Raw genomic sequence first — 22,620 nt, 5'->3', positions numbered from 1 at the left:
AGCGAGCCGACAATCGTGGCGGTGGCGCCCGTGATTTGGTCATTCATGGCGATATTAACGCCACCGCCACCGCCGGTTGCCGAGATGACATGATCGACAATGCTGATATTGTCCCCGGCGGTGTAGATGGGGATGTCGCTGAGCAGGGCCTTTATCCCGCCATCATGGGTTACGCCGACGCTGTACGCCACGCAATCCGCCAAATCCTGCAGGCCGCCGCCGTACAGGTTAAAGCCCTGGAATTTAAAATGTATGTCCCCGCCCACTGCGTTTTTGTTGAAGCGGTAGTGGAAAACAGGCCCGGTCAGCAAGGCGAAGTCCGCCCCGCTAGCCGCGCCCGGCACGGAGCCAAACATGCCGCGCCGCAGATAACCTAGGTTGTATTGACCCGCTCCCATAGGTACTGCATCGCGGTACGCCAACAGCTCGCCGCCGACATAACAGAGGCTGTCTATACGGTCCACGGTCTGCTGGCTGACAGCCTCCAAGACCCCTCTCGACATGCTTAAATCCACTTGCAGCAGATTGGCGGTATCCACCCCGGTGGCGGCGGGCAATGCCGCCACCAACAAGCCTTGGGTGGATTGGCCTTGCAGTTCGCCGATCTGGTAATAAGTGCCGGTGTCATTGGACACCCAGACGGCACAGCCGCCGTATTCGGCATCGTTGCAGGAGACCGCCACCCAGATTTCGCCGCTCCCGGCGGTGCGTTCCGACGGGGCGATAAATATCACCGGCGGGTTGACCAGCGCGGGCACGGCCGCATGGTTTGGTGAATAGCCATCCCCTTCTTCACTATCATATCTAGCCACTGTAAGCTCCTATAGGCGCGTCTTCAACGCTCAGCGTCAGGCTGCCGTTCTGGTTGTCATCAATTGATACAATGCGGCAACGGTGGTTGACCAAGCCCAGCCCGGCGCTGGACACGGTGATAAAATCCACCGGCTCGAGCAAATCGGCGTCGCAATCAGTCGTTATCCGGTATTGGTTGCGGATGTACAAATAGCGTTGCAACTGGGTGTAGGCGACAATCGCCGCCACGTTAGCAAGCTTGATGCACTCCAGTTCAATATCCTCCGCCGGGCGCAACCCGTCCGCATCAATGGCGGCCAAATCATCTTTTTTGATGATGGACTCGTTGTATTCGCGGGCGCGGTTAAGGTATTTCACGGCCACCGAGTTGTAGCAATCCTGCGGTTTTTTGCGCGTCGGCTCGATATGCTCATACACCGCGCCGTCGTCTGCATCGAAATGCCGGCGGATTTGGGTGTCCGGCGCATAACTGCCAAAATCGCCGCTGAACGCATGGTCGGCGTAGGGGCGGAATTTTAAAACGCCCTCGCTCCAGACGATGCCGGCGTTGGCGATTTGCGCCCACTCGGCCAGATACTCATGCGCCGGGCGCACGGAACTGAGCAGCGGGCTGACCAGCAAACCCCTCGCCCGACAATAATCATGGCAATGCGCGGTGTCCAGCATGATTTGCGCGCTTTGGCTGCTGATCGCCCCCCAATAAGGGTTGGTCAAAAACTCGCTGATGACATCTTGGATATGCGCGTCCAGATGGTTTTGGGCGGCGGGGCCGGCGCTGGTGAGTAGTCCGAAGGTTTCAATGGCATGGTTGCCCAGCGTCGCCCCGTCGCTCAACTCATAACTGCTTGCCGCCACCAGCGCCGTGCCGCTGTAAGCCAATGCCTGGGCCGGGAAATTGACGGTCAAATTCCCCCAGGCCGCCTGCGGCCTAAGCCCTGTGTTGGAAAAACTAAAACCCGCTTTGGCAAGCGTGTCGTGTTTTTTCTTGTCGCGCCAAACCCGACCAAAGCCACGGATAGGGCCTTCGCAGACAAACATCAGCACATCTGCATAATATACGGTCTGCTTGCCGCCGCTGCCACCCATGCCCTTGCCGCCGCCGCTGTCTTTTTCCACCCGCCGGAAATTGGCTGTCCAGCCCAGGATGGGCGATACCCTATCCGTGCCCATCAGCACCTGCACCGGCGTACCGTAGCCTATTGACTGCACGGCAATCGCCGATAATTTTGGCGCATCGTAACCGCCACCACCACCACCATCCATAATTAGCCCTCAAAAACACTGTAAAATAATTTGTCCCTGGCGGCCAGCGTGCCCACCGAGGCATCGGCCAACACCACATTCTCGCCCCTGTCGGCATGGATAATAACGGGCCAATCGACAACAATGCCGCCGTGGCTAAAGGTGCGTCCCCGTTTAAACACCACTATATCCCCAGGTAACGGGCAATCGATACGCCGGGCATAACGCTCGACAACCGCTAAATACCGCTCCTCGTCATGATGCAAGGCCCATTGCGCCGGATAGCCCGTAACTACCACGTCCTCAATCAACCCCGCCTGCACATACACATCCAGTAACAACTGCCCGCAATCCACCGCCAGATAACGCACCCGGGCGGCATGGCACCATTGTGCGCCCAACCAACGGTGCGCCTCATCGATCACCGCCTGGCGTTTATCCATTACCCCCACCATTAGATGCTGCCCTCTTTTTTCGGCATATAAGGATAGCCGCGATAGCGCGGCTCGTTGCCGAACGCCTGGCAGCTCACCCGCCGTTTATCGCAACCGGGCCAGATTGTGAACGTGTCGCCGGCGGCAGGCGCCACCGGCAAGGGATAATTTAAAACCACCGTGCCGGATTGGTAGTCACGCACCGAGCGTACCACTCCGGCGTTGGCCCCGCTGTTGAACTGGAGCTTGCCTATGTCAAAATAATTATCCGCCTGGGTCAAATTACAATGGATGGAGCGGGTGTCGGCGCCTGGCGATACAATGGCGTCCACCGCCTGCGCCGTTCTGCTTAGTCCGCAGCCCGTGTCATAAACCGTATAAATGCAGCTCGCCGCGTATAAATTGCGCGGCATATCAACATTTAGCAACACCGTGGGCGCGCTTAAGGTCAGTTTGATTTTTGTCGCATCGCATCCTGCATCACTGACCATACCTTTAAATAGATGCGTCACCCGTGCTTGCCTCGCCCTCCAGATGCTTATCCAGGCTTTGTCGAAGCCCCCGTTCAGCGTAAATACCGGGAACGGCACGCTTTGGATGGTATCGGCGCCGTGCTGGTAAATCGTCAGCTCCACATCGTCCACCTCCACGCCGGTGCTGGTTTTAATCGCGCCGCGTTCCAGGTTAAAAATACCCGACAAATAAGTGTGCCCGCCCCAGGACACATCAGCATCCAGCAAGGTGTAGCGCAGCACTGTGCCATCCGGCAGGGTGATTTCGTACAGTTCGGTGACCACTCCGTCGGGCAATTCCGGCACACCCGCCAACGCCGTCTTCATACCAGATTCCTCACGCTGCCGACAAACTCAATGTCGGTGCACTCATAGACGTTCGTGGCGACACGGACAAAATCATAACCGTCTGCCATTAAGCGCACACGATAAAAATAGCCGCCCGTCCAGGACACCACGGCGCCGTTGCCGGGGGGTATGTTAAATTGCACTACGCCGGATGCAGTGACGGTGTAGGCCGCCGCATCCTGCACCACCCAGTCGATAGACACGGCAATGTCGGCCATATCGGGATTATGCACCGCTTCTGTAAATCCCCCAAAGGTGCGCTGCAAGGGGTAGTCGGTGCGGGTGCCATCGCCTGCGCCCAATACTTCATCGACAATCTGGCTGTCAAAAGGGTCTTTGTACAAAAAGGCGGATGCTTGCCCGCCGATCTGCACCATAAAGCCCATCAACACCTGGAACTCGGCATCACTGCTCTCAAACAAGGCATTGACCGATAGTTTAAAAATGTATTTTGGATAAAGTTGGAAGCGCAAACGGCTCTCCCGCCCCGATAAGGGATTGGTGAACACTTCGGTTTTAATTTCCGGACGTTTGGATACGGCAACATCAATGCCGGGCAAGTCCGGGAACGCTAATAATGTCATCGCGCCCCCTTGTTGAAACGCCGGGCCTCTTTGCCCAACTGCTTGACCAGGGTGCCGGATTGCTCGGCAAACAGGTCTTTGGCGGATATGGTCGTCACCCGCAATTCATCGCGGGTGCGGCGTGGAGGGGGGGCTGCGGGCTGTTGGGCGGCAATCTGCAATGCCAGCAGTTGCCCGCCACGACTATTGTCTTCGGCTTGTCTGGCGGCTTTGGCTAGGGTCGCCGCTTGTTGGGCGGATTGCCCAGGGATGCCGGTAACGCTGGCGGGTAGGGACCAGTTGCCATGTAGTTGGCCGGTGGCCTTTAAGCCCTCGACGGCGGCGGCTACCCTGGACAGAGGTTTGTCCGTGCCGGGTGCGGCTTACAGGTAAGGGTTTGTTTATTTCGGGTGCAGGTGCGGTGGCTGGCAAGGGTTTGTCAATGACGGGTGCGGGTGCGGCTACTCCGGTCAAGGGCTTGTCAGTTTCGGGTGCTGCGGCTGGTTCTGAGGCGGCTGGCAAGGGTTTGTCAATGACGGGTGCGGGTGCGGCTACTCCGGTCAATGGCTTGTCAGTTTCGGGTGCTACGGCGGCTGGCAGGGTTTTATCACCGGGTACGGGTGCTGCGGCGGCTGGCAAGGGTTTGTCAATGACGGGTGCGGGTGCGGCTATTCCGGTCAAGGGCTTGTCAGTTTCGGGTGCTGCGGCTAGTTCTGCGGCGGCTGGCAAGGGTTTGTCAATGACGGGTGCGGGGGCGGCTATTCCGGTCAGTGGCTTGTCAGTTTCGGGTGCTGCGGCTGGTGCTGCGGCGGCTGGCAAGGGTCTGTCAATGACGGATGCGGGGGCGGCTATTCCGGTCAAGGGTTTGTCAGTTTCGGGTGCTGCGGGTGCGGGTGCTGCGGCTGGTGCTGCGGCGACTGGCAAGGGTTTATCCATGTCGGTCGTGACATAAGATTTGACGATATTGACTACGGTGCGGAAATTTTCCGCCACACCCGCCGGCAGCACGGACTCTTTGCGGTGCAGCAGGAACGGGCTTTCATCCTTGCCGACTTCCCATTCCCCTTCTTTTGCCGAGCCTACCGCCGCCGCCCAGCCCGCCACGGTGATGAAGGTGGCGGCGGCGGCAATCGGCGCCAATATCCAGCCGACATAAGGTATGCCGGACAGTGATTGATACACGCCCGCCGCCGCGTCGTAAGCCTTGGCCATGATGGATTTTGATGCGGTTTCGGCGGTGACGGTTTTTTTGGTTTCTTCGGCGGTGATGGTGGAGGCGGTGCGTGCCACGTCGCCCACCTCCTGCGCTCCGGTCTGCGCCACCTCGCCCGCTATTTTATCCGCTATTTTATCCGCTTCTTTTGACCTAAAGTGTAGCTGCTCCCAAGCCCATTGTCCGGCCTTAACGACTTTTTCTTTAGCATACAACAGTATCGTCCAGGCCAGATCGCCTTTCTTTAGGGCTTGTTGTTGTCTGGAATTAAGCAACAAGTGCGCACTTTCCCATGCCCAATGTGCCAGCGACATAGCCCGTTCCTGCAAAAAGGTCGAGGCGTAGCTAAGCAATATGGATTTGGCCGCGTTGCGCACGGCTTTGGTGATGGTTTGCTGGCCGGTCAACACGCCATTGACCGATTGGTTCATGGCGTTTTGTAGCGGCTGGAAAAAACCCGCCGCCGTTTCCATGTCATTTTTTATGGCTTTTGTGTCAAAACCCGCCCATTTCCCTTTAAATTCAATCATCGCCTGTTGCTGTTCGGTACTGATTTTGGCCTGGGACACGGGTTCGTTCGGGTGCAGTTTGCGCTCATCTTCCAGTAGCTTCAGGCGCAACGCCAACTCCTCGGCGGCCAACTCCCGTAGCCGCTCAAGATGCTGTTCTTGGGTGATGTTGCCCAGCTCCAGTTCCTGGTCGGCCGTTTGGCGTTTGAAGTCCAAGTCGGACAAGGCGGCGGCCTGTTGCGCCCGGCTTAGTTCCGCCGCCAGTGCTTTTTGGGCGTCGGCATTGGCGCGGGCGTTTTCCAGCTCACGGCCTTGTAATGCAATGCCTTTGGCTTCGCCATCCATCCGCAACTGGTCGAGCTTGGCCTGTAAATCCTGCTCAATGGCCTGGGTCTTTTGGGCGGCATCTTTAGCATTGTTGTCGGTAGCCACCGCTTGCTTCTCAAGCCCGGCGATTGTAATAAGGTGCTGGCGTTTTAACCGCAATTCCTCGGTCAAGGTGGTTTTGTCCAGCATCAGCACTTGGGTGCGGTAGTTGGTTTCCGTCAAGGTTTCCGCCGCCACCTGCTGCTTTAATGCCAAATCCTTGGCGTCGCGCCCGTTTTGTAGACGTTGTAAATCCTGCTGGTGAGCCGCATCCAACGCTGTTTGCTGGTTGCGGATGGCGGCTTGTCCAGTGTCTGCACCCTGGGTGCCGCTTGACCCTCTGGCACCGGCCGTCCCTGCGGCGGCGCCGTCTTTGCCCCAGTCAATATGGCGGCCTTTGTCTGCACCGCCTTTGTCTGCACCATTACCACCACTGCCCGCCGTGCTATTGGTTTCTTTATCCTGCTTTTTTTTGGCTTCGGCTTTGGCGTCCGCTTGCGCTTTATCCTGCGCTATTTGCGCCCGAAACTCACCGCGCCATTGTGTAGTCCAATCGCTAACAGCTTGTCCGGTCTTAAATACGACTGACTGTATGCCGCTGCCAACGGCATCGCCTTTAGTGGCGGAATCAAACGCCGTGCCCAGGCCGTGGCTAAAACCCGCGCCGTTTTGCCGCTCTTTCGCGGCTTTGTTTTCCTGTCCGTTGACCGCCATTTGTGCGGCGACATGGGCGCCGCTAAAATCCAGGCGCATAGCGGCTTGAATGTCATCCCCCGCCGCCTGCGCCAGTTTGACCGCCTGGGAAAAATAACGGCGCACATCCTCCACAAACACCGCCAGACCCTCGCCGATGCCGTTGCCCAAGCCTGTAAACACGCCGATGACAAAATTGACTGCATCCTTAACGCCTTGGGCATAGCGGTTTAGGTCATCCCCCATGATGCCGAAGCGGTCGGCTAAAAACGCCTGCATCCCAGCCGCCGCCCGCATCACATAGCCCCAGGCGGTGCGCACAATGTCCGACACCGTCACCGACTCGCCGCCCCAGGCGACCTCTTTATCTTTATTACGCCCCCACCAGTCCGCCAGCGTGGTCAGGCCAAGGATCAACAGGCCAATAGGCCCGCCGATCAGCCGCAACACCCCCGCCAACACCGTGCCCAGGCCGCCGGACATAGCGACTGACGCCGCCCCGCCCGCCGCAAAGGCCGCCGTCACCGTGCCCCACATCACCGCCAGCCGTAGGCCGATGCCGTGCAGCAAACCAGCCCCGGCAATCAGCGGGGTAAAAATAGCCAGCGTTTTGGCCAGCTCCGGGTTGGCTTTGGCGGCATCCGCCAGCGCGTTAATGAACGTTTTGATGGCATTGGCGGCGCCGGTTATCGCGGGCAACAAAGTGGCGCCGACATTGACCGCCAACTCGACCACGGCATTTTTAACTAATTTAAGCTGCGCGTCCGTGGTTGCCATTTGCGCGGCAAATTCGCGCTCCACCGCGCCCGCTGTTTGGGTTTTGTCCGTCGCTGTACCGACCGCCGCCTGATATTGCTTGAGGTTTTGCACCAATTGCTGCAAGGCTGTCGCATCGCCCCCTTGCCCAATCAATTGGTTGGTGGCTTCCGCCAAGCTGGCGTTGTCCAGTTTGGTTAAGGTCGCCAAAAATCCGTCCAGGGCTTTTTGCGGGTTGGCGGCAATATCGGTCGCCAGTTGGTTGGCGTCAATACCGATAGCCCTTAAGGCTTTTTGGAATTCCGGCGACTGCACCCGCGCCGACTGCAAGCGCGACAGCAGGCCGTTGATCGCCGTCGCCGCCACTTCCGGCGGGTTTTTCAGGCTTAATAGCGTGGTGGCCAACGCCGACGCCTGTTCCGCACTCAAGCCAAAGGTTTTGGCGCTGGCGGCAATGCGGGCGTCCACATTTAAAATATCGTTTTCAGTCGCCGCATATTTATTGCCCAGCGTATTGACCGCATCACCCAGTTCAAGCACTTGTTTAACGGTCAAACCAAAGCCGTTTTTAATGCCGGCGGCATAGTCGGCGGTTGCTTGCACCTCCATCTGGAAGGCGGCGGACAGTTTGGCGACCCCTTCGGTAAATGCGCCCACCTCATCGGCGGCAATGCCCAGGCTGCCTGCCGATGCCGCAATGTCCAGCATTTCGCTGGCGGCATTGGGCAGGCTGCGGGTCATCTTCAGCAGCTCGTCGCTCAAGGCCGCCAGTTCCCCGGTTGATGCGTCAACCACCTTGGCGACCCCGGCAAAGCCGGATTCAAATTTAATGGCTTGGTCGGCTGTCGCGTACACCACCGCCAAGGCCGCGCCGAATTGCAGCAGGTCATTTTGCAGGCCGGCAAAACTCTCGCCCACGCCGTTCAGGTCATGTGCCAGTTCTTGCGACAGCTCGCTTGCCCGCAGTTCGGCCTGCGCCATTTCGGCAAAGGTCAGTTGCCCGGATTGGCGTAGGCGGGCCAGCGCCGCCTCAATGTCCGCCATCCGCCCACGGGTGTCGCCGTGGGCGGTCAAACCCAAGGTGTTGCGGTCATTGGCGATTTGCCGCCGCCCGGACTGTGCGGCCTGCGCCGCTTCGGCCTCCCGGCGCAGACGGATGTATTCGCTGGACAAGTTGCCGACATCCACACCTTGCGCCCTGAGCTCCTCACGGTGACGGTGCACTGATTCGCGCATCGTGTCCAGTTGCTGTTGCAATTGGGCCGCCCGCTGCCTGGCGGCGGCAAAGGCCCGCTCGGATTGCCGCGTGGCGCTCTCGCTATCGCGCAACTCCTGCGCCGTTTGCCGCAGTTCCGCCGCCAAGGCGCGGTACTCCGGCGATGTCCGGCCCGCCGTTTGCGCTAGCCTGTCCAGTTCGCGCCGCCCTAGCGCCTGCTGCACCGCCAAAGCCTCGGTTTCCTGCCGGTTGGTGTGGTAAGCTTGCGCCAGCCGCGTCGCCTCCGTCGATGCGGCGGCGGCAACCCGTCCGGTCGCCTCGACTGAGCGGCGCAGTTCGCCGAATGACCTGATCGCATCGCCCGCCTGGGCGGACACGCGTAACCTTAGCTCTAAATCACTCATAGTATGCGTAAATTCTTTATTAATATGTCGTTGCTGGGTTTGGCGGTGGCGTTGTTGGCACCTGTTTTCCCGCTGCTGGCTATCCTTGTCCCGCCGCTGGGCTTGGTATTGGGCTTGTCCGCCCTAGTGGTCCTGGTGTGGGCGGTGTTGGGTTTTTTACGGTCCCTAATAAGCGGAGGGCGGCGCTGGCATTGGCGTTAATCCGTTGCCTAGATATTGTAGGGCGCATTAGCGATAGCGTAATGCGCCGGATGCTTGAAATCCAACATGCGGTGCAATACGGCTATCGCCTATTGCACCCTACAAAAGGTGTTTTACAGATTTCTCAACGAATTGATTTTAAAAATAACTCCTTAACTTAATAGCATTGAGGTATTGGGGTGGGCAAATAATCAGCGGGCTACCTGGAAAAGCGCTCAAAAAACCGCTTGCGTTTCTCCGCCGGGGTCAGCGGCGGCTCATAGTTTAGATACGCCGCCACCAGCAAATGCGTGGGCGGGTTGTTTTTTAGGTAGCCCTGCATGGCTTTGAGCCTGCCCAGGGTCATGTGTTGGTCTATAGCGTCGTAATCCCAACTGAACGTCGCTGACAAATGCGCGTAGACATCGCCCCATGACGATGCGTCCGTCGCCGCCTTGGAACCCGGTTCCAGGCCGATTTGTGCAGGCAGCGCGGCTAAAAACCCCGTCAATTCCGCCGGCTTTAGCCTCATGAACAGCCAGTTCCCCCGCCACCAACCAAACACTAGGATAAATAGCCGCCGCACCCTCGCCGATAGCTGTGCGGGCGGTGCGCTTACCATGTCGTTGTAGGCGTCAATGATTTGGCGGAGCAAAAAAAAGGGCGGCTCAGCAATCGTCCGCCCTTTGCCTGCTACGCTGATAGTGATTCGGTCAGCCATGCAAAACACCCTCCCACGGGTTTAAAATGCCGGGCCCGGCGGCCCGGCCCACTAAGGTTGTAAATACTACGAAGACATATTGATGGCATGGCTGCGGCGACTCACCCGGTCTATAGCGCATTTAAAGACAAATTTAAAGGCGTCGCCGGCATCGTCCGCTTTGGTTTTAATCCCCATGCCCTCGCACATCGCTTGCTCGAACGTCAAGAGCATTTCTTGGCCTATGTCATTGTTGCTCAGGGCTATCCTGACCAGCGGCGCGCTGCCAATATCCTCTTGGTTGACCTCAAAGCGGCTGCCGCCGTCGGTCTCGAACTCGGTGTCGAAATAAAATGTTTCGCCGGCGTTGGTGTAGTCGAAATAAAACACGCCGTTTGCATCTACGGCGTACTGGTCCGTGCCCAGGATTAGCGGCACTTGCAGCGCCACGCGTTGCAAGGGTTTGCCCTGCGCGTTCCTGACCCCCCAGGATTTGTAAAAATCGGCCTCCAGGATGTTGCCGCGTAAGTCGCGCAATTTGGGTACGGTGTAATAAAAATCCACCACATAATTAATCCGCACCGTATCCCCGGCATCGGCGGCGGCGAATTGATACCAGCCTTGGCCATCGGTTTTATAGGTCCCTGTCGCCACCGGGCCGACGGCAAGAGTTAGGTTGTTACCCACCACTAAGCTAATTTGTGTGCCGTTAGTGTAGGGATTTTGGGGGATAAAAATAAGCCATACGCGTATTGCCGAAGCGGTGGCGAGGGGCTTTATGGCGGCTGTTTGACGGGAGGTAAAAGCCTGTTTTTTTACTCTATTACCAGGGCTAAACGAAGGGGGTGCGGATAGTTGTTTTTGGCGTGTTTTCAACAGCCTAAGCGGGTGTTTTTTAAAAAAAACTTGATTTTTTAAAAATGTTTAAATCCTTCCATATTTGCGATATACGGCGTTTTCTGCTTTACCCTTGCCTTGATATGGCTTTTTTGTTTTCTCGATTCTGGTTTTAAATCAATTAATTACTGGCTTTTTTTGGATGGTTTTTTCGGAGTTGAAAAAGCCTTTGCATGGCTTTTCGGCAGGATTTGCGGCTGTTTTTAAAAAAAATCATCCGATTGAACGCTCAAGATAGCCGCTTAAAATAGCTAAAATCTGCACTTTGTCGGCCTCGGAAACGCCGACAAACGGACGCTCCGGGATGTCGCCCCAGAGCCAGGGGAAGTCGGTTTTTTTGCCGCCAGATTGCATCATATTGGCATATTTTAAATTTGTACCGTCAACAACTGACATGCTACCAATCTCCACTGATTCGGCTTTGACATTGTAGGTTATGCTGCGGTTAAGCAACCCCATGTCGCGTAAAATTTGCCCAGACCCGCTGGTTCTGTTTAATAAAGTCGCTTCGCTTAACGGCTCCCAAGGGTTGCCGTTTGGATCATGTTGCCCTGTGAAATTTAGATCTATGGATGCCCGCACTGCTGCGCCTATTTCTTCCAGTGCTGGCTCTAGGTGGTTGGCGGAATAAGTTAGTTGTCGTAAGGCATTAATAATTGCCTGGTCATTTAGATCAATGGTAACGGCGGTCATGGTGTTTTTTACCTAAGCTGGTATGATGACGGAAAATCCACTAGGGGCATGACATGAGCGCAATCCTAAAAACCGAACCGCTTGAAACTATTTTTAATCATGGCATTACGGATGATGAGTTTGAGGCGATATTTGATTTCATCGAAACCCAGGCCGACTATGAGGCGCATTTAAGCGCAACGGACGCGCTTATTGATTTGCACAAGCTGTATCAATTACGCAACGACACGACCCAAGCCGACAGGTTCTTTAGTCGTCTGGACACCAAAAGCCAGCAACGGTTAAGGCTGCATTGCTGTATCGTCAATAATTAAGCTTTTGCTTAAACCTTTCGGAAAAACCCGACACCCTGTCCAATTGCTTAAGCCCGTATTCGATACGGCTATCTGCTATACCGGATTCTTTGGCCAACGCACTGGCCAGCTCCGCAATCAGTGCGTTGGTGTCGGCATTATTTTTCAACACATTGTCTATGACAACCACTGCCCTGCCGATGTCTATCTTAAGCTGTTTTAGCAATTGCCTATAGTTAGCCACTTCCACGTCGTAAGCATGTCCCGCCACAATGATTTCGGCTTGGTTTGCGCTATTCAAGCCCAGTTCCTGCAACAGCGCCAGATAGCTATGTCGGGCAACGAACTGCACGGACGCTTCCATGGCTGTCCGCGTGACGGGCTTGGTCGGCACGGTTTCATGCTTGTAGGCCATGTGCTTCATTTCGTGCCAAAGCGTTTCGACCGCGTATTCTTCGTTAAACGTCAACTGCCCGCCGACTTTGGCCTTTGTAAACGCACTAGCCAAATCTATGGCAGGCCTAAAGCCAGCCACCAACTTGCCCTCCATTGAGAAATGGATGGCGTTTCCTGCTGTTGCGGCAAACAAGTCATCTCTGGCGACCGCATAAAGACCCTCAAAACCCACCGGAAACCATTCCGCCTTATCCCTTGCGATTTCAAGCATTTTTCTTTGGACGGCGGCTAATTCTGGCAGGTCTACCGTATTCATAATTAACACATCGTTTAATTTGCCATCAAGCGTCGATGATAGTACCCCACCACCCTGCCTATCGGCAATCGCCTTATTGACACCCAACAACCTATCTTGCGGCGAATAATCCCAGCCCGCATCTGGCTGCATTGTTTCTGGGTCGTATACTTTATCGATCCCCTTGCCATCTGCCGACCTTGCTTTGGCCTGGGCTTCAGTCAGGCTAATTAGTCCGCACCGACAGCGGTAGCCATTCAGCGGGCTGATGCGCCGCCAGATCGGGTCATTCACCGGACGGATAAAGCCATCCAAGGCTTTGTGCGCGGGACGGGTGCGGCTGTCATTGATGGCGTCGTACATCAGATAGGGACGGCTATCTTGGGTACGGGTAATTTGCTCCCATCGACCCGCCATGTACTGGCCTTGGATGTTGGTGCGGAAAATATTTTCCAGCCGATACAAAGGCAGCTCCAAAGCCTTTACGGACTGGTTGCGCCGCCATTGTTTAAACGTCTGCCCGTTAGCCTGGGCTTGGTTTAAATCATCCAGCACGGCTCTTAGCTGGTCATACGCCGCAATGCCGGCAATGGAAAAAGCTTTTTGCCTCGCCAAGCCTTGTAGTTGCCCGTAATAAACATCCGGCAAGGCTATATTTCTGGCCTCTGCGGCGCGTATTGCCTCAAGGAAATGGATGGGTGAGCCATCGGTATTAAAGCTTAGGGGTGGTGGCATTTATCCCTCAATTGATTGCTTACGGAATAGTTGGACGCTAAAAACAGGCCGCGTAGGGCGCAATAGCCGATAGGCGTATTGCGCCGGATGAGACGCAAACCATACGGCGGAATACGCTATCGCTATTGTGCCCTACGGCTGCTTGCTGGATTAACTTTCAATGCCGTGCACATAACCCAAAATATCAGCCGCGTAGGGCGCAATAGCCGATAGGCGTATTGCGCCGGATGAGGCGCAAACCATACGGCGGAATACGCTATCGCTATTGTGCCCTACGGCTGCTTGCTGGATTAACTTTCAATGCCGTGCACATAACCCAAAATATCAGCCGCGTAGGGCGCAATAGCCGATAGGCGTATTGCGCCGGATGAGACGCAAACCATACGGCGGAATACGCTATCGCTATTCCGCCCTACGGCTGCTTGCTGGATTAACTTTCAATGCCGTGCACATAACCCAAAATATCGGCGGCAAACAGGCTGTAGCTTAACGCCTGGGCGAATTCGTCCTGGCTGCTGCCGGACATCAGCACCGCCAGGCGTTGCTCCAGGTCTTCGGGGTCTGAGGCGGCGTTTATGGCGGTTCTAATCAGTTCGGCGTTGACGGGACTGCCTAGTTGCGCGAGTAGCTGGTCGCCCAGGTTCTCTACGGCTTGTTGTTGCTTGGTAAAAACAGGGGTGTAAATACGGCTGGCTTGGGGGTTGACCGTCGCCGCCGCCATAGGTGCATCTGGCGGTGCAACAGGCACGGAAGCCGCCGCAACGGACAAAATGGCCTCGCCACCTTCAGGTTCGGGTATTTTTAGCTTGTCGTGGGCGTAACGGGCGGGTAATCTCTTTGGTCTGTCCGCACATATCGCCTCCGGTCTTGCTTTTGGATGGGGTTTCGCTATTGTTTAGCCTGGGTGTCATCCGTTTTTTGGATGATGGGTAGATAATAATCCTAAATAACCGGATTAACAAGGTAAAAATCCATGAAAGCCGTATTTAACTTTAATGACGTTACTGATAGAGTCAAAAAGGCATTAAAAATCAAAGCAGATTATGAGCTTGCTGAGCGATTAAATATGAAAACAACAACATTTAATAGCCGAAAAAAAGCAAACTCACTGCCTTATGAAGAACTTCTTTTGCTTTCAAGTACGGAAAATCTGGATTTTAATTGGGTCTTAACTGGGGAGGGTGGTATGTATCGAGAAGAGCAGAGAAGAAACCCCATTTCAGAACGAAGAGCGGAAGCAATTATTGAAATGTACGAGGCTTTAAGTGATGCCCAGCAAAAAGAGATTTTGGCGGATATCGAAAACAAGAAACGCATGAACGAACTGATTGAAACAGTCAACCAGTTACGGAAAAAAGTAGGTTAAAAGCGGGGTTCTTAAGCTGAACTAGAGGGTGCTAAATATCCTAAAAAAGACAAACCCAAAGGCCTGTCATTAAGATCTTTGGGTTAAGGGATAATGGTTAAAAAGTACCATTTAAAAAGTACCATTTAGGCAGTTTGTAAGTAACTGAAAAATATTGCTATAAATCGGTAATTCCCTCAATATCCCGCTAAAAGCGTCCAAGTATTAAGAGAGTAGCGCATTTTTGACCGTCAAGTATTCCCGTAGCTATCAGGCATCGTTATTTTTCGCCAACAAGATCAGCCATTTCATGTATGTCGAATCGAAACTCGATCAAGACAGCGGCACCCGCACTTACAAGGTCATCGGCCAGGTGTTTTTCAACTCGGCCGACAAATTCGTCGCCAGCTTCGATTTCAAGGAGGCGGTGGAGAAAGTGACCATCGATCTAAAACGCGCCCATTTTTGGGATATTACCTCGGTCAGTGCCTTGGATAAGGTGGTGATCAAACTGCGTCGTGAAGGTGCTGATGTGGAATTGATCGGTATGAACGAAGCCACGACCACCATCATCGACCGCTTTGCGATACACGATAACCCTGAAGAAATCGAAAAAGTTATGGGAGGCCATTAATGAACACCACACAAAATCTAGTACTGGCAGGCATCGACGGCTCATCCTTAAGCAACGCCGTCTGTGATTACGCCGCCTGGATCGCGCAAAAAGTGGATGCGCCTTTAAAACTATTGCATACCATCGACCATCATCCTGAAATAGCCGATCACACCGATTTGACCGGCAATATTGGTGTCGATAGCCGCGATCATTTAATGGATGAAATCATTCAACTTGATCAGCAACGCAGCAAATTGCGTTTGCAACAAGGTAAGCAGATATTACAAGCCGCCAGGGAACGGGCCATGCAAGCAGGTGTTCTCGAACCCATCATCAATCAACGCCACGGTAGCCTGGTTGAATCGTTGATTGAACTGGAAAGCGACCTGCGTGTGCTGGTGATCGGCGTGCGCGGCAAAGTCCATGAAAACCAGCCCGATAAAATCGGCGCCAAGCTGGAATCGATTATCCGTTCGTTGCATAAGCCGATTTTGGTAGTCAACGCCGAATTCAAGGCACCTGAGCGTATCATGATTGCTTATGATGATAGCCAGGCAGCAGAAAAGGCGGTGGATATGGTCGCCAATAGTCCGCTGTACAAAGGCTTAACGTGTCATCTGCTCTGCGTTGGCAAAGACGAAGCTGCAATGGAAAAACGACTTAAAGCAGCAGCGGACAAACTGGTCAATACCGGGAATATTGAAGTCATCGCCAAAACATTACCGGGTAAACCCGAACAGGTGTTATGCGATTATCAGGAGCAGCACACTATAGACATGACCGTCATGGGCGCTTTCAGCCATACCCGTCTGCATGATTGGTTGCTGGGTAGCTTTACCGTAAAGATGCTGACGCACAGCCATAAGCCGCTGTTGCTTCTTCGTTAAAGCCTCTCATCAGTTTATCGGTACGCGCGCCAAGATAAAGGGCTGTTTTCAAGCCATTCCAAGTGGCGGCCTTGACTGGAATACACGGCAATGCACTGTAAAGTAAAAGGTAACGTACAGTTTTTCCTTTTTCTGTGTTTCCCTCCAGCCAGTGAGTTCGCCCCATGGCAAGAATGAAAATTTTCAATGCCCTGGAGGCGGAAGCATTTGATGCTCCACCGGTGTTCAACAGCGCCGAGCGCAAACGGTTTTTCTCCTTGCCCTTGTTGCTCGAAGATTCAATGGTGAACTTGCGGATGCCTATTAATAAAGTCTGTTTTCTAGTGGTGGCGGGCTACTTCAAGGCGCGGCGCAAATTCTTTGTCCGGCAGGTCCACCAGACGGATATTGAGTATGTCGCCCGTCAAATCGGCGTCGATCCATCTGAGGTTTTCATCGAATCTTATAGCAAGGAAACCTATGCCCGCCATCAGCGGGCGATCCTGGGCTACTTTGGCTATAGCCCGTTCGACGAAACAGCGAAGACCCTCATTACAAATGAGGGTAGTCCTGCAATCGGAATGATTTGTAAAAGGTCAAGCCTACCGATTTATTGGGTCGAATGCCCGTACTTCAAGGCGTACAGTCATCGCAATATTTTATTGACAAATCTATTATCATTCCGATTGCGGGACTACCAGAAGCCTACATTGCGTTGATAATGCAACCGCATCATTGGGTTCTATCCAATTAGGTTGGCCCGAAATGTGGGCGACTTGGCTTTATGCTAACGCACCAAAATTGCCATTACCTATCCTGCATGGCAGAAAAATCACAAAACTATCACAAAACTATCCCTAAAAAGTGAATTGCCAAACCCGTGCTCGCTGGTAATAATGCCGAAACTTTGCCTTAACTCCGCTATGAAAAGACTGCTGATTATTGAAGATGACCCTGATATTGGCGATATGCTCGACATTAACCTGCGTGATGAGGGTTTTTTAGTCGAGCTGGCTACCGACGGTTTAAGCGGCCTGCATAAACTGAAATCACAAGCTTACGATTTGCTGGTGCTGGATTTGATGCTGCCCGGTTTGGATGGCTTGGAAATTTGCCGGCAAGTCCGGCTGATGCCCAATTATCTGCCGATTATCATGATCAGCGCGAAATCCCAGGAAAACCAGCGGGTACTGGGCTTGGAGCTGGGCGCGGACGATTATCTGGGCAAGCCGTTTTCGGTGCCGGAATTGGCGGCGCGCATCCGCGCCTTGTTCCGGCGCATTAATGCCCTTGAGCACAGTTTACAGGCCAAAACCGGTGTGCTGGCCTACCAGGATTTGCTGATCGACCCGCTCAAGCACGAAGTCAAACTGGCCGGGCAAGCCGTGACTTTGACCGCCAAAGAATTTGAATTGTTGTTGTTTTTCGCCCGCCATCCGGGCAAGGCTTTCACGCGCTTGGCCTTGCTTGACCAAGTCTGGGGCTACCAGCATGACGGCTATGAGCATACGGTCAACTCCCACATCAACCGTTTGCGTGGCAAAATCGAGCGCGACGCCGCCAAACCACAATTCATCCAAACCGTTTGGGGCGTGGGTTACAAATTTGCCGACGGCGGGGATGCCGTTTAATGAAATTCAAATCCCTATACAGCCGTATCGCCTTGACGTTTGCCGTATTGATCCTGCTGTTTGGCGGGTTGTGCGGTGCTTTGGATTTTTTTGCCGCCAAACGTCATCAACAAGAAATCGTGCAACGCCTTAGCCAAGATTTGGCCCGGCATATCGCCGACCATTGGCCCTTGGTGAAGGCGAATAATCTAGATACCGTCGGCATCGGCGAGTTGTTTCACATGCTGATGGTGGTCAATCCCAGCATTGAAGTGTATTTACTGGATAAAGACGGCGTGATTAAGGCGCATCAAGCCCCGCCCGGACGTGTGCAACTGACGCAAGTACGGCTGGAACCCATCCGTGCTTTTTTGGCACACCAGCCCTTGCCCCTGCCCGGCGACAATCCGCGTATCCCAGAACAGCCCAGTGTGTTCAGCGCGACGGCCTTGCAGCAAGACGGCATCCCCTTGGGTTTTTTGTACATCATCTTGGCTGGCGATGCTTACCAACAACAAGCGGAACAGGTTTGGCAAGGCCATGTTTTTCAGAGCGCGATGTGGGTAGGGATGGGCGCTTTGCTGTTGACCCTGTTGGTGGGCTTGGGCGTGTTTGCGGCGATTACCCGTCGTTTGGATGCGTTGACTTGCACGGTGGCGGCGTTTGAGGAAGCGGATTTTGTTGGCGGTTTGCATGTCTGCCCGAAAATTACCGCGAGCAGCGACGAAATCGGACGCTTGGCCCGCACCTTCGAACGCATGGCCGAACGCATCGGCAACCAGATGCAGCTCATCAAGCATCAAGACGAGCTGCGCCGCGACATGATCGCCGATGTCTCCCATGATTTGCGCACCCCGCTTACGTCCTTGCAAGGCTATTTGGAAACCGTGTTGCGTAAGGCCGACGATCTGCCGCTGGCGGAACGGCAACGTTACTTGTCGGTGGCGGTGCGGCAAAGCCGACGGGTGAATTTATTGGCGGGCGAATTGTTCGAACTTGCCAAACTGGAATGCGAAGCGACCCGTCCTAATTGCGAGACGTTTTTTATCCAGGAACTGGCGCAAGACGTGCTGCAAAAATTCCAGCTCAGCGCCGAAAACAAGCCAGTGAACATTAACGTAGTTTGGCCGGAAGAACTGACGCCGGTGTTTGCCGACATCGCCATGATCGAACGGGTGCTGACCAATTTACTGGATAACGCGCTACGCCATACGCCTGCCAACGGCAGCATTACAGTGACCGTCGAACCCGGCCCCGGCCTTTGTCCAGACACGGTCAGCCTCCGCATCGCCGACACCGGCGAAGGCATCAGCCCGCAACAACTGGCGGGGCTATTTGACCGCCATTCGCCGTTGCGGCAAAACGCCAGCAAAAAACACGGTGGCGGCGGTTTGGGCTTGTTGATCTGCAAGCGGATTGTGCAATTGCATGGCAGCGGCATCACGGCGGACAGCCAATTGGGGCAAGGCACGGCATTCAGCTTTAGCTTGCCGGCCCGAATGCCGGATTAAGCCATATACGCGCCCTGTTTGTAATGAGGCCATTCGTGGCGGGAAATTGCCGTGGGCTGCCTTGACAGTAGCGGCAATCCTACCTAATCCATCAGTGCCGCCGCCATCCCTTCCAGCAGCACACGATTATGCCGTCAACTGGGGAGGCGTGCGCAAACGCCTCCCTTTCTTGTAGGCCATCAGCACGGCGGATCACAAGCATTTGAAGCCTTCGTGATGGATTTGTGATAATTTTCGGCGACAATACAACGCAAAGGCATAGCCGCACGCCCACTATTTTCATCCCACCACTTTTCAAAAACTTGTTATGACCACCAACACCAACACTTCTGCCGAAGCTATTAAGACCTACTACGGACAAACCTTGCAATCCAGTGCGGACTTAAAAACCAGTGCCTGTTGCAGCATAACCGCCCTACCTAAGTATCTGCGGACGTTGTTGGCGGATGTGCATCCTGAAGTCAACGGGCGGTTTTACGGCTGTGGCTCGCCGCTGCCGCTTGCACTGGAGGGTTGTACAGTGCTGGATTTAGGTTGCGGTTCGGGGCGCGATTGTTATTTGTTGTCGCGTTTGGTCGGCGAATCCGGTCGCGTGATCGGCGTGGATATGACCGCCGAACAATTGGCGGTTGCCAACGCCCATCGTGATTGGCACCAACAGCGTTACGGCTATGCCCAAGGCAATGTCGAATTCCGTTTAGGCCCTATTGAAGATTTGGCGGCTTTGGGAATTGCCGACAATTCCATCGACGTGGTGGTGTCCAATTGTGTCATCAACTTGTCGGCGGACAAACCCAAGGTGCTAGCGGAGATTTTCCGGGTATTGAAACCGGGCGGCGAGCTGTATTTTTCCGATGTCTATGCCGACCGCCGTATCCCGGATGCGCTTAAGGATGATCCGGTGCTGCTCGGCGAATGCCTGGCCGGGGCGTGGTATTGGGAAGATTTCCGGCGCATGATGCAGACCTTGGCTTGCCCCGATGTACGCATTATCAGCGCCACGCCCATCAGTTTGGACGATGACGAAGTTGCCGCGAAAATCGGCAGGGTGAACTTCCGTTCCGTGACGGTTAGGGCATTCAAGCTGCTCTTGGAAGACCGCTGTGAAGATTTTGGACAAATCGCCGTTTATCATGGCGCGATACCCAACCATATCCACGCTTTTGCGTTGGACGACCACCATTGGTTTGAAACCGGCAAACCGTTGCGGGTGTGCGGCAACACTGCCGACATGCTGGGCTTAAGCCGTTACGCCCCGTATTTCACCATCATAGGCGACAAAACTACCCACTTTGGCCTGTTCGATTGCTCACCGCCCAATTTGTCCGGTTTGCCGCCTAAAGCGGTGGCGGCTTGTTGCTGATGGCAAACGCCATGACCGCCATTGCCATTTTTGTCAAAACCCCCGGCTTGTCGCCCGTCAAGACCCGTTTGGCGGCGACGCTGGGCAAAGACGCGGCGGAGTCCTTCCATTTACAGGCCGCGAACACGGTCGCCGCCACGCTCAGCCAACTGTCACCCGCCGCGCAAGGCTATTTTGCCGTCGCCGAAACCGAGGCTTTAAACCATCCCCATTGGCAAGCCTTGCCCTGCATCGCGCAAGGCGACGGCGGCTTGGGCGAGCGATTGGCGCGGGTTTACCAGTTTTTGCAACAACGCCACGGCGCGGTCATGCTAATCGGTGCGGACAGCCCGCAAATGACCTTGGCGGTATTGTCCGAGGGAATAGCTTGGCTGGGCGGCGGCAGCCAACCACGGCTGGTGTACGGCCCGTGTACGGACGGCGGTTTTTGGCTGATTGGCGGCAACTGCGCCATTGATGAACGGATTTGGACGGACGTAAGCTACAGCCGCGCCGACACGGGCAGCCAGTTGCTTAAGCACATCAAGCACTTGGGCGAAATAAAACACTTGCCGACGCTGGGCGATGTTGACGAAGCCGCCGATCTAGGGGATTTACAACAAGCTTTGCAGCAATTACCCACACCTCTGCCAGAACAACGCCAATTGCTGGATTTTTTGGCAAGCTTCTCTTTTCCTTCACCGCAATCTTGGTGATGACCATGCGCGACAGCAAAGCCTTGTTGCTTAATAGCGATTTCCCCGCCCTTAAACGCGTCAAAACTGACATCTTGCAATTGAATTTGGGTTATTTGTGCAACTTGAGTTGCCAACATTGCCACGTCAACGCCGGCCCCAAACGCACGGAATTGATGGCGCGGGCGACCATGCAAACGGCCTTGCAGCTTGCCGCCCAAGTCGGCGCGACCACCTTGGATTTGACTGGCGGCGCACCGGAGCTGAACCCGGATTTCCGCTGGTTGGTCACGGCGGCGCGGCAACAAGGTTTGCAGGTCATCGACCGTTGCAATTTGACGGTGTTGCTGCTGGCAGGCCAACACGGCACGGCGGCCTTTTTGGCGGCGCAACAAGTGGAAATCACCGCGTCCTTGCCGTGTTATCTGGAAGCCAATGTCGATGCCCAGCGCGGCAAAGGCGTGTTCCAGGACTCCCTGACCGCGTTGCGCCAGCTTAACGCCTTAGGTTATGGGCAAGAAGGCACGGGCCTGGTGCTGAATCTGGCCTACAACCCGCAAGGGCCGGTATTGCCGCCGCCGCAAGCCGCGTTGGAACAAGCCTATAAACAATATCTACAGAGTGAATTCGGCATCCGCTTCAACCGCTTGTTCACCCTCACCAACATGCCCATCCAACGCTTCGGCGCGGTGTTACAAGCGGGCGGAGAATTTGACCGCTATCTGGCCTTGCTCAAACACGCGCACCAGCCCGCCAACCTAGAACACGTCATGTGCCGTAGTTTGTTGAGCGTGGATTGGCAGGGTTTTGTTTACGATTGCGATTTCAACCAATTGCTGGAGTTGCCATTGGCGGGGCGGCGCACTCCTATCGAAGATTTGCTGGGCCAAGCTAACATTCCCGACGACATCCGCGTCGCCGACCATTGTTACGGCTGCACGGCGGGGCAAGGCTCCAGTTGCCAAGGCGGGTTGGCTTAACGCCTATTCAAGAAGTTAAGTAGCCGCCCAAAAGTCTTTTGACATCCCTTCAAACAAATTCGATGAAGTAAGGCGCCCGCCCGGCTGCGGTCGCCGACATGCACGCCGATGATGGCGCGGGTTTTCCTGTCCAAAGCCAGCCAGACCCATTGTTTGTTGCCTTTGTTGCCGACGAACGACCACAGTTCGTCACATTCCAGGCATAAGGCCGTCCTTCGGTTTGGCTTCGCCCCCACCCGGCGGGGCACCCGCGCATAAAGCCGGTTCACATAGTTTTGTAGCCACCGCTCGGAAACCCCGACAACACGGGCTATACCCGCCAAGGGGATGCGCTCAAGCAACAGGCGGCCGATTAGACTTTTTTGTCCCAGGCTGACACGCTGTTTCTTGGGGTTCT

Annotated in this window: 23 protein-coding genes and 1 pseudogene; 11 read left to right on the top strand and 13 right to left on the bottom strand. The window is 54.9% G+C overall.

Features of this window, described 5'->3' with window-relative positions; all coding sequences use genetic code 11:
* From PHH59_RS15500 to PHH59_RS15470, 7 genes are all read right to left on the bottom strand, one after another.
* A partial coding sequence (locus tag PHH59_RS15500; protein WP_300018268.1) for a hypothetical protein occupies positions 1-812 on the bottom strand: 812 nt, incomplete at its 3' end.
* On the bottom strand, positions 805-2,076 hold the full coding sequence (locus PHH59_RS15495) for a phage tail protein (protein ID WP_300018265.1): 1,272 nt from the start codon (positions 2,074-2,076) through the stop codon (positions 805-807). The genes PHH59_RS15500 and PHH59_RS15495, both read right to left, overlap by 8 nt.
* Before the next feature lie 2 nt (positions 2,077-2,078).
* Complete coding sequence (locus PHH59_RS15490; RefSeq protein WP_300018262.1) at positions 2,079-2,498, bottom strand: hypothetical protein; 420 nt, start codon at positions 2,496-2,498, stop codon at positions 2,079-2,081.
* Between the two features lie 11 nt (positions 2,499-2,509).
* Positions 2,510-3,328 (bottom strand): DUF2163 domain-containing protein, encoded by an 819-nt coding sequence (locus tag PHH59_RS15485; protein ID WP_300018259.1) that lies wholly within the window; start codon positions 3,326-3,328, stop codon positions 2,510-2,512.
* A complete protein-coding gene (locus tag PHH59_RS15480; RefSeq protein ID WP_300018256.1) occupies positions 3,325-3,933 on the bottom strand; it encodes a DUF2460 domain-containing protein in 609 nt (202 codons plus the stop codon). The genes PHH59_RS15485 and PHH59_RS15480 overlap by 4 nt, the downstream gene beginning before the upstream one ends.
* Positions 3,930-4,094, bottom strand: coding sequence for a hypothetical protein (locus tag PHH59_RS15475; RefSeq protein WP_300018253.1), 165 nt, complete (start codon positions 4,092-4,094; stop codon positions 3,930-3,932). Before PHH59_RS15475 ends, PHH59_RS15480 begins: the two co-directional genes overlap by 4 nt.
* A gap of 22 nt (positions 4,095-4,116) precedes the next feature.
* The gene (locus PHH59_RS15470; protein ID WP_300018250.1) at positions 4,117-9,069 is read right to left on the bottom strand and encodes a phage tail tape measure protein; all 4,953 of its coding nucleotides are present in this window, start codon (positions 9,067-9,069) and stop codon (positions 4,117-4,119) included.
* Between the two features lie 3 nt (positions 9,070-9,072).
* On the opposite strand from PHH59_RS15470, the gene PHH59_RS15465 reads away from it, so the two are divergent.
* Positions 9,073-9,270 carry a hypothetical protein gene (locus PHH59_RS15465; protein WP_300018247.1) on the top strand — a complete coding sequence of 66 codons (198 nt, stop codon included), beginning with the start codon at positions 9,073-9,075 and terminating at the stop codon, positions 9,268-9,270.
* A gap of 199 nt (positions 9,271-9,469) precedes the next feature.
* Here the strand turns inward: PHH59_RS15465 and PHH59_RS15460 are convergent, their stop codons facing one another.
* The 3 genes from PHH59_RS15460 to PHH59_RS15450 all read right to left on the bottom strand — a co-directional run bounded on the left by PHH59_RS15460 (position 9,470) and on the right by PHH59_RS15450 (position 11,539).
* On the bottom strand, positions 9,470-9,970 hold the full coding sequence (locus PHH59_RS15460; protein ID WP_300018244.1) for a hypothetical protein: 501 nt from the start codon (positions 9,968-9,970) through the stop codon (positions 9,470-9,472).
* Between the two features lie 66 nt (positions 9,971-10,036).
* Positions 10,037-10,825 carry a hypothetical protein gene (locus tag PHH59_RS15455; RefSeq protein ID WP_300018241.1) on the bottom strand — a complete coding sequence of 263 codons (789 nt, stop codon included), beginning with the start codon at positions 10,823-10,825 and terminating at the stop codon, positions 10,037-10,039.
* 234 nt (positions 10,826-11,059) lie between these two features.
* Positions 11,060-11,539, bottom strand: a complete 480-nt coding sequence (locus PHH59_RS15450; RefSeq protein WP_300018238.1) for a phage virion morphogenesis protein — start codon at positions 11,537-11,539, stop codon at positions 11,060-11,062.
* Positions 11,540-11,592: 53 nt separating this feature from the next.
* Here PHH59_RS15450 and PHH59_RS15445 point away from each other — a divergent pair, with 53 nt between their 5' ends.
* The gene (locus tag PHH59_RS15445) at positions 11,593-11,853 is read left to right on the top strand and encodes a hypothetical protein (RefSeq protein ID WP_300018235.1); all 261 of its coding nucleotides are present in this window, start codon (positions 11,593-11,595) and stop codon (positions 11,851-11,853) included.
* Here the strand turns inward: PHH59_RS15445 and PHH59_RS15440 are convergent.
* Positions 11,843-13,258 carry a phage minor head protein gene (locus PHH59_RS15440; RefSeq protein WP_300018232.1) on the bottom strand — a complete coding sequence of 472 codons (1,416 nt, stop codon included), beginning with the start codon at positions 13,256-13,258 and terminating at the stop codon, positions 11,843-11,845. The genes PHH59_RS15445 and PHH59_RS15440 overlap by 11 nt on opposite strands.
* Positions 13,259-13,688: 430 nt before the next feature.
* Positions 13,689-14,114 carry a DUF935 family protein gene (locus tag PHH59_RS15435; RefSeq protein ID WP_300018270.1) on the bottom strand — a complete coding sequence of 142 codons (426 nt, stop codon included), beginning with the start codon at positions 14,112-14,114 and terminating at the stop codon, positions 13,689-13,691.
* Positions 14,115-14,231: 117 nt separating this feature from the next.
* Between PHH59_RS15435 and PHH59_RS15430 the strand changes: the two genes are divergently transcribed.
* The 9 genes and pseudogenes from PHH59_RS15430 to arsS all read left to right on the top strand — a co-directional run bounded on the left by PHH59_RS15430 (position 14,232) and on the right by arsS (position 22,223).
* On the top strand, positions 14,232-14,624 hold the full coding sequence (locus PHH59_RS15430) for a helix-turn-helix domain-containing protein (RefSeq protein WP_300018229.1): 393 nt from the start codon (positions 14,232-14,234) through the stop codon (positions 14,622-14,624).
* A 253-nt stretch (positions 14,625-14,877) separates the two neighbouring features.
* Positions 14,878-15,237: pseudogene (locus tag PHH59_RS15425) on the top strand (STAS domain-containing protein); the annotation flags it as partial.
* Positions 15,237-16,106, top strand: coding sequence for a universal stress protein (locus PHH59_RS15420; protein ID WP_300018227.1), 870 nt, complete (start codon positions 15,237-15,239; stop codon positions 16,104-16,106). The pseudogene PHH59_RS15425 and the gene PHH59_RS15420, both read left to right, overlap by 1 nt.
* 164 nt (positions 16,107-16,270) lie before the next feature.
* Positions 16,271-16,804, top strand: a complete 534-nt coding sequence (locus PHH59_RS15415; RefSeq protein ID WP_300018224.1) for a DUF4158 domain-containing protein — start codon at positions 16,271-16,273, stop codon at positions 16,802-16,804.
* Between the two features lie 204 nt (positions 16,805-17,008).
* Positions 17,009-17,716 carry a response regulator transcription factor gene (locus PHH59_RS15410; protein ID WP_300018221.1) on the top strand — a complete coding sequence of 236 codons (708 nt, stop codon included), beginning with the start codon at positions 17,009-17,011 and terminating at the stop codon, positions 17,714-17,716.
* Positions 17,716-19,206, top strand: coding sequence for a HAMP domain-containing sensor histidine kinase (locus PHH59_RS15405; protein WP_300018218.1), 1,491 nt, complete (start codon positions 17,716-17,718; stop codon positions 19,204-19,206). The genes PHH59_RS15410 and PHH59_RS15405 overlap by 1 nt, the downstream gene beginning before the upstream one ends.
* A 307-nt stretch (positions 19,207-19,513) precedes the next feature.
* Positions 19,514-20,569 carry a methyltransferase domain-containing protein gene (locus PHH59_RS15400; RefSeq protein ID WP_300018213.1) on the top strand — a complete coding sequence of 352 codons (1,056 nt, stop codon included), beginning with the start codon at positions 19,514-19,516 and terminating at the stop codon, positions 20,567-20,569.
* A gap of 11 nt (positions 20,570-20,580) precedes the next feature.
* The gene (locus tag PHH59_RS15395) at positions 20,581-21,264 is read left to right on the top strand and encodes a TIGR04282 family arsenosugar biosynthesis glycosyltransferase (protein ID WP_300018210.1); all 684 of its coding nucleotides are present in this window, start codon (positions 20,581-20,583) and stop codon (positions 21,262-21,264) included.
* Between the two features lie 5 nt (positions 21,265-21,269).
* Complete coding sequence (gene arsS / locus PHH59_RS15390; RefSeq protein WP_300018207.1) at positions 21,270-22,223, top strand: arsenosugar biosynthesis radical SAM (seleno)protein ArsS; 954 nt, start codon at positions 21,270-21,272, stop codon at positions 22,221-22,223.
* On the opposite strand, the gene PHH59_RS15385 is transcribed toward arsS, so the two are convergent.
* A partial coding sequence (locus tag PHH59_RS15385; RefSeq protein ID WP_300018204.1) for an IS1 family transposase occupies positions 22,220-22,620 on the bottom strand: 401 nt, incomplete at its 5' end. The two genes, arsS and PHH59_RS15385, sit on opposite strands and share 4 nt — an antisense overlap.

The sequence above is a fragment of the Methylovulum sp. genome, from assembly GCF_028687615.1.
In the GTDB taxonomy this organism is placed as follows: Bacteria; Pseudomonadota; Gammaproteobacteria; order Methylococcales; family Methylomonadaceae; genus Methylovulum.
This window is presented reverse-complemented; position numbering and strand designations above follow the sequence as displayed.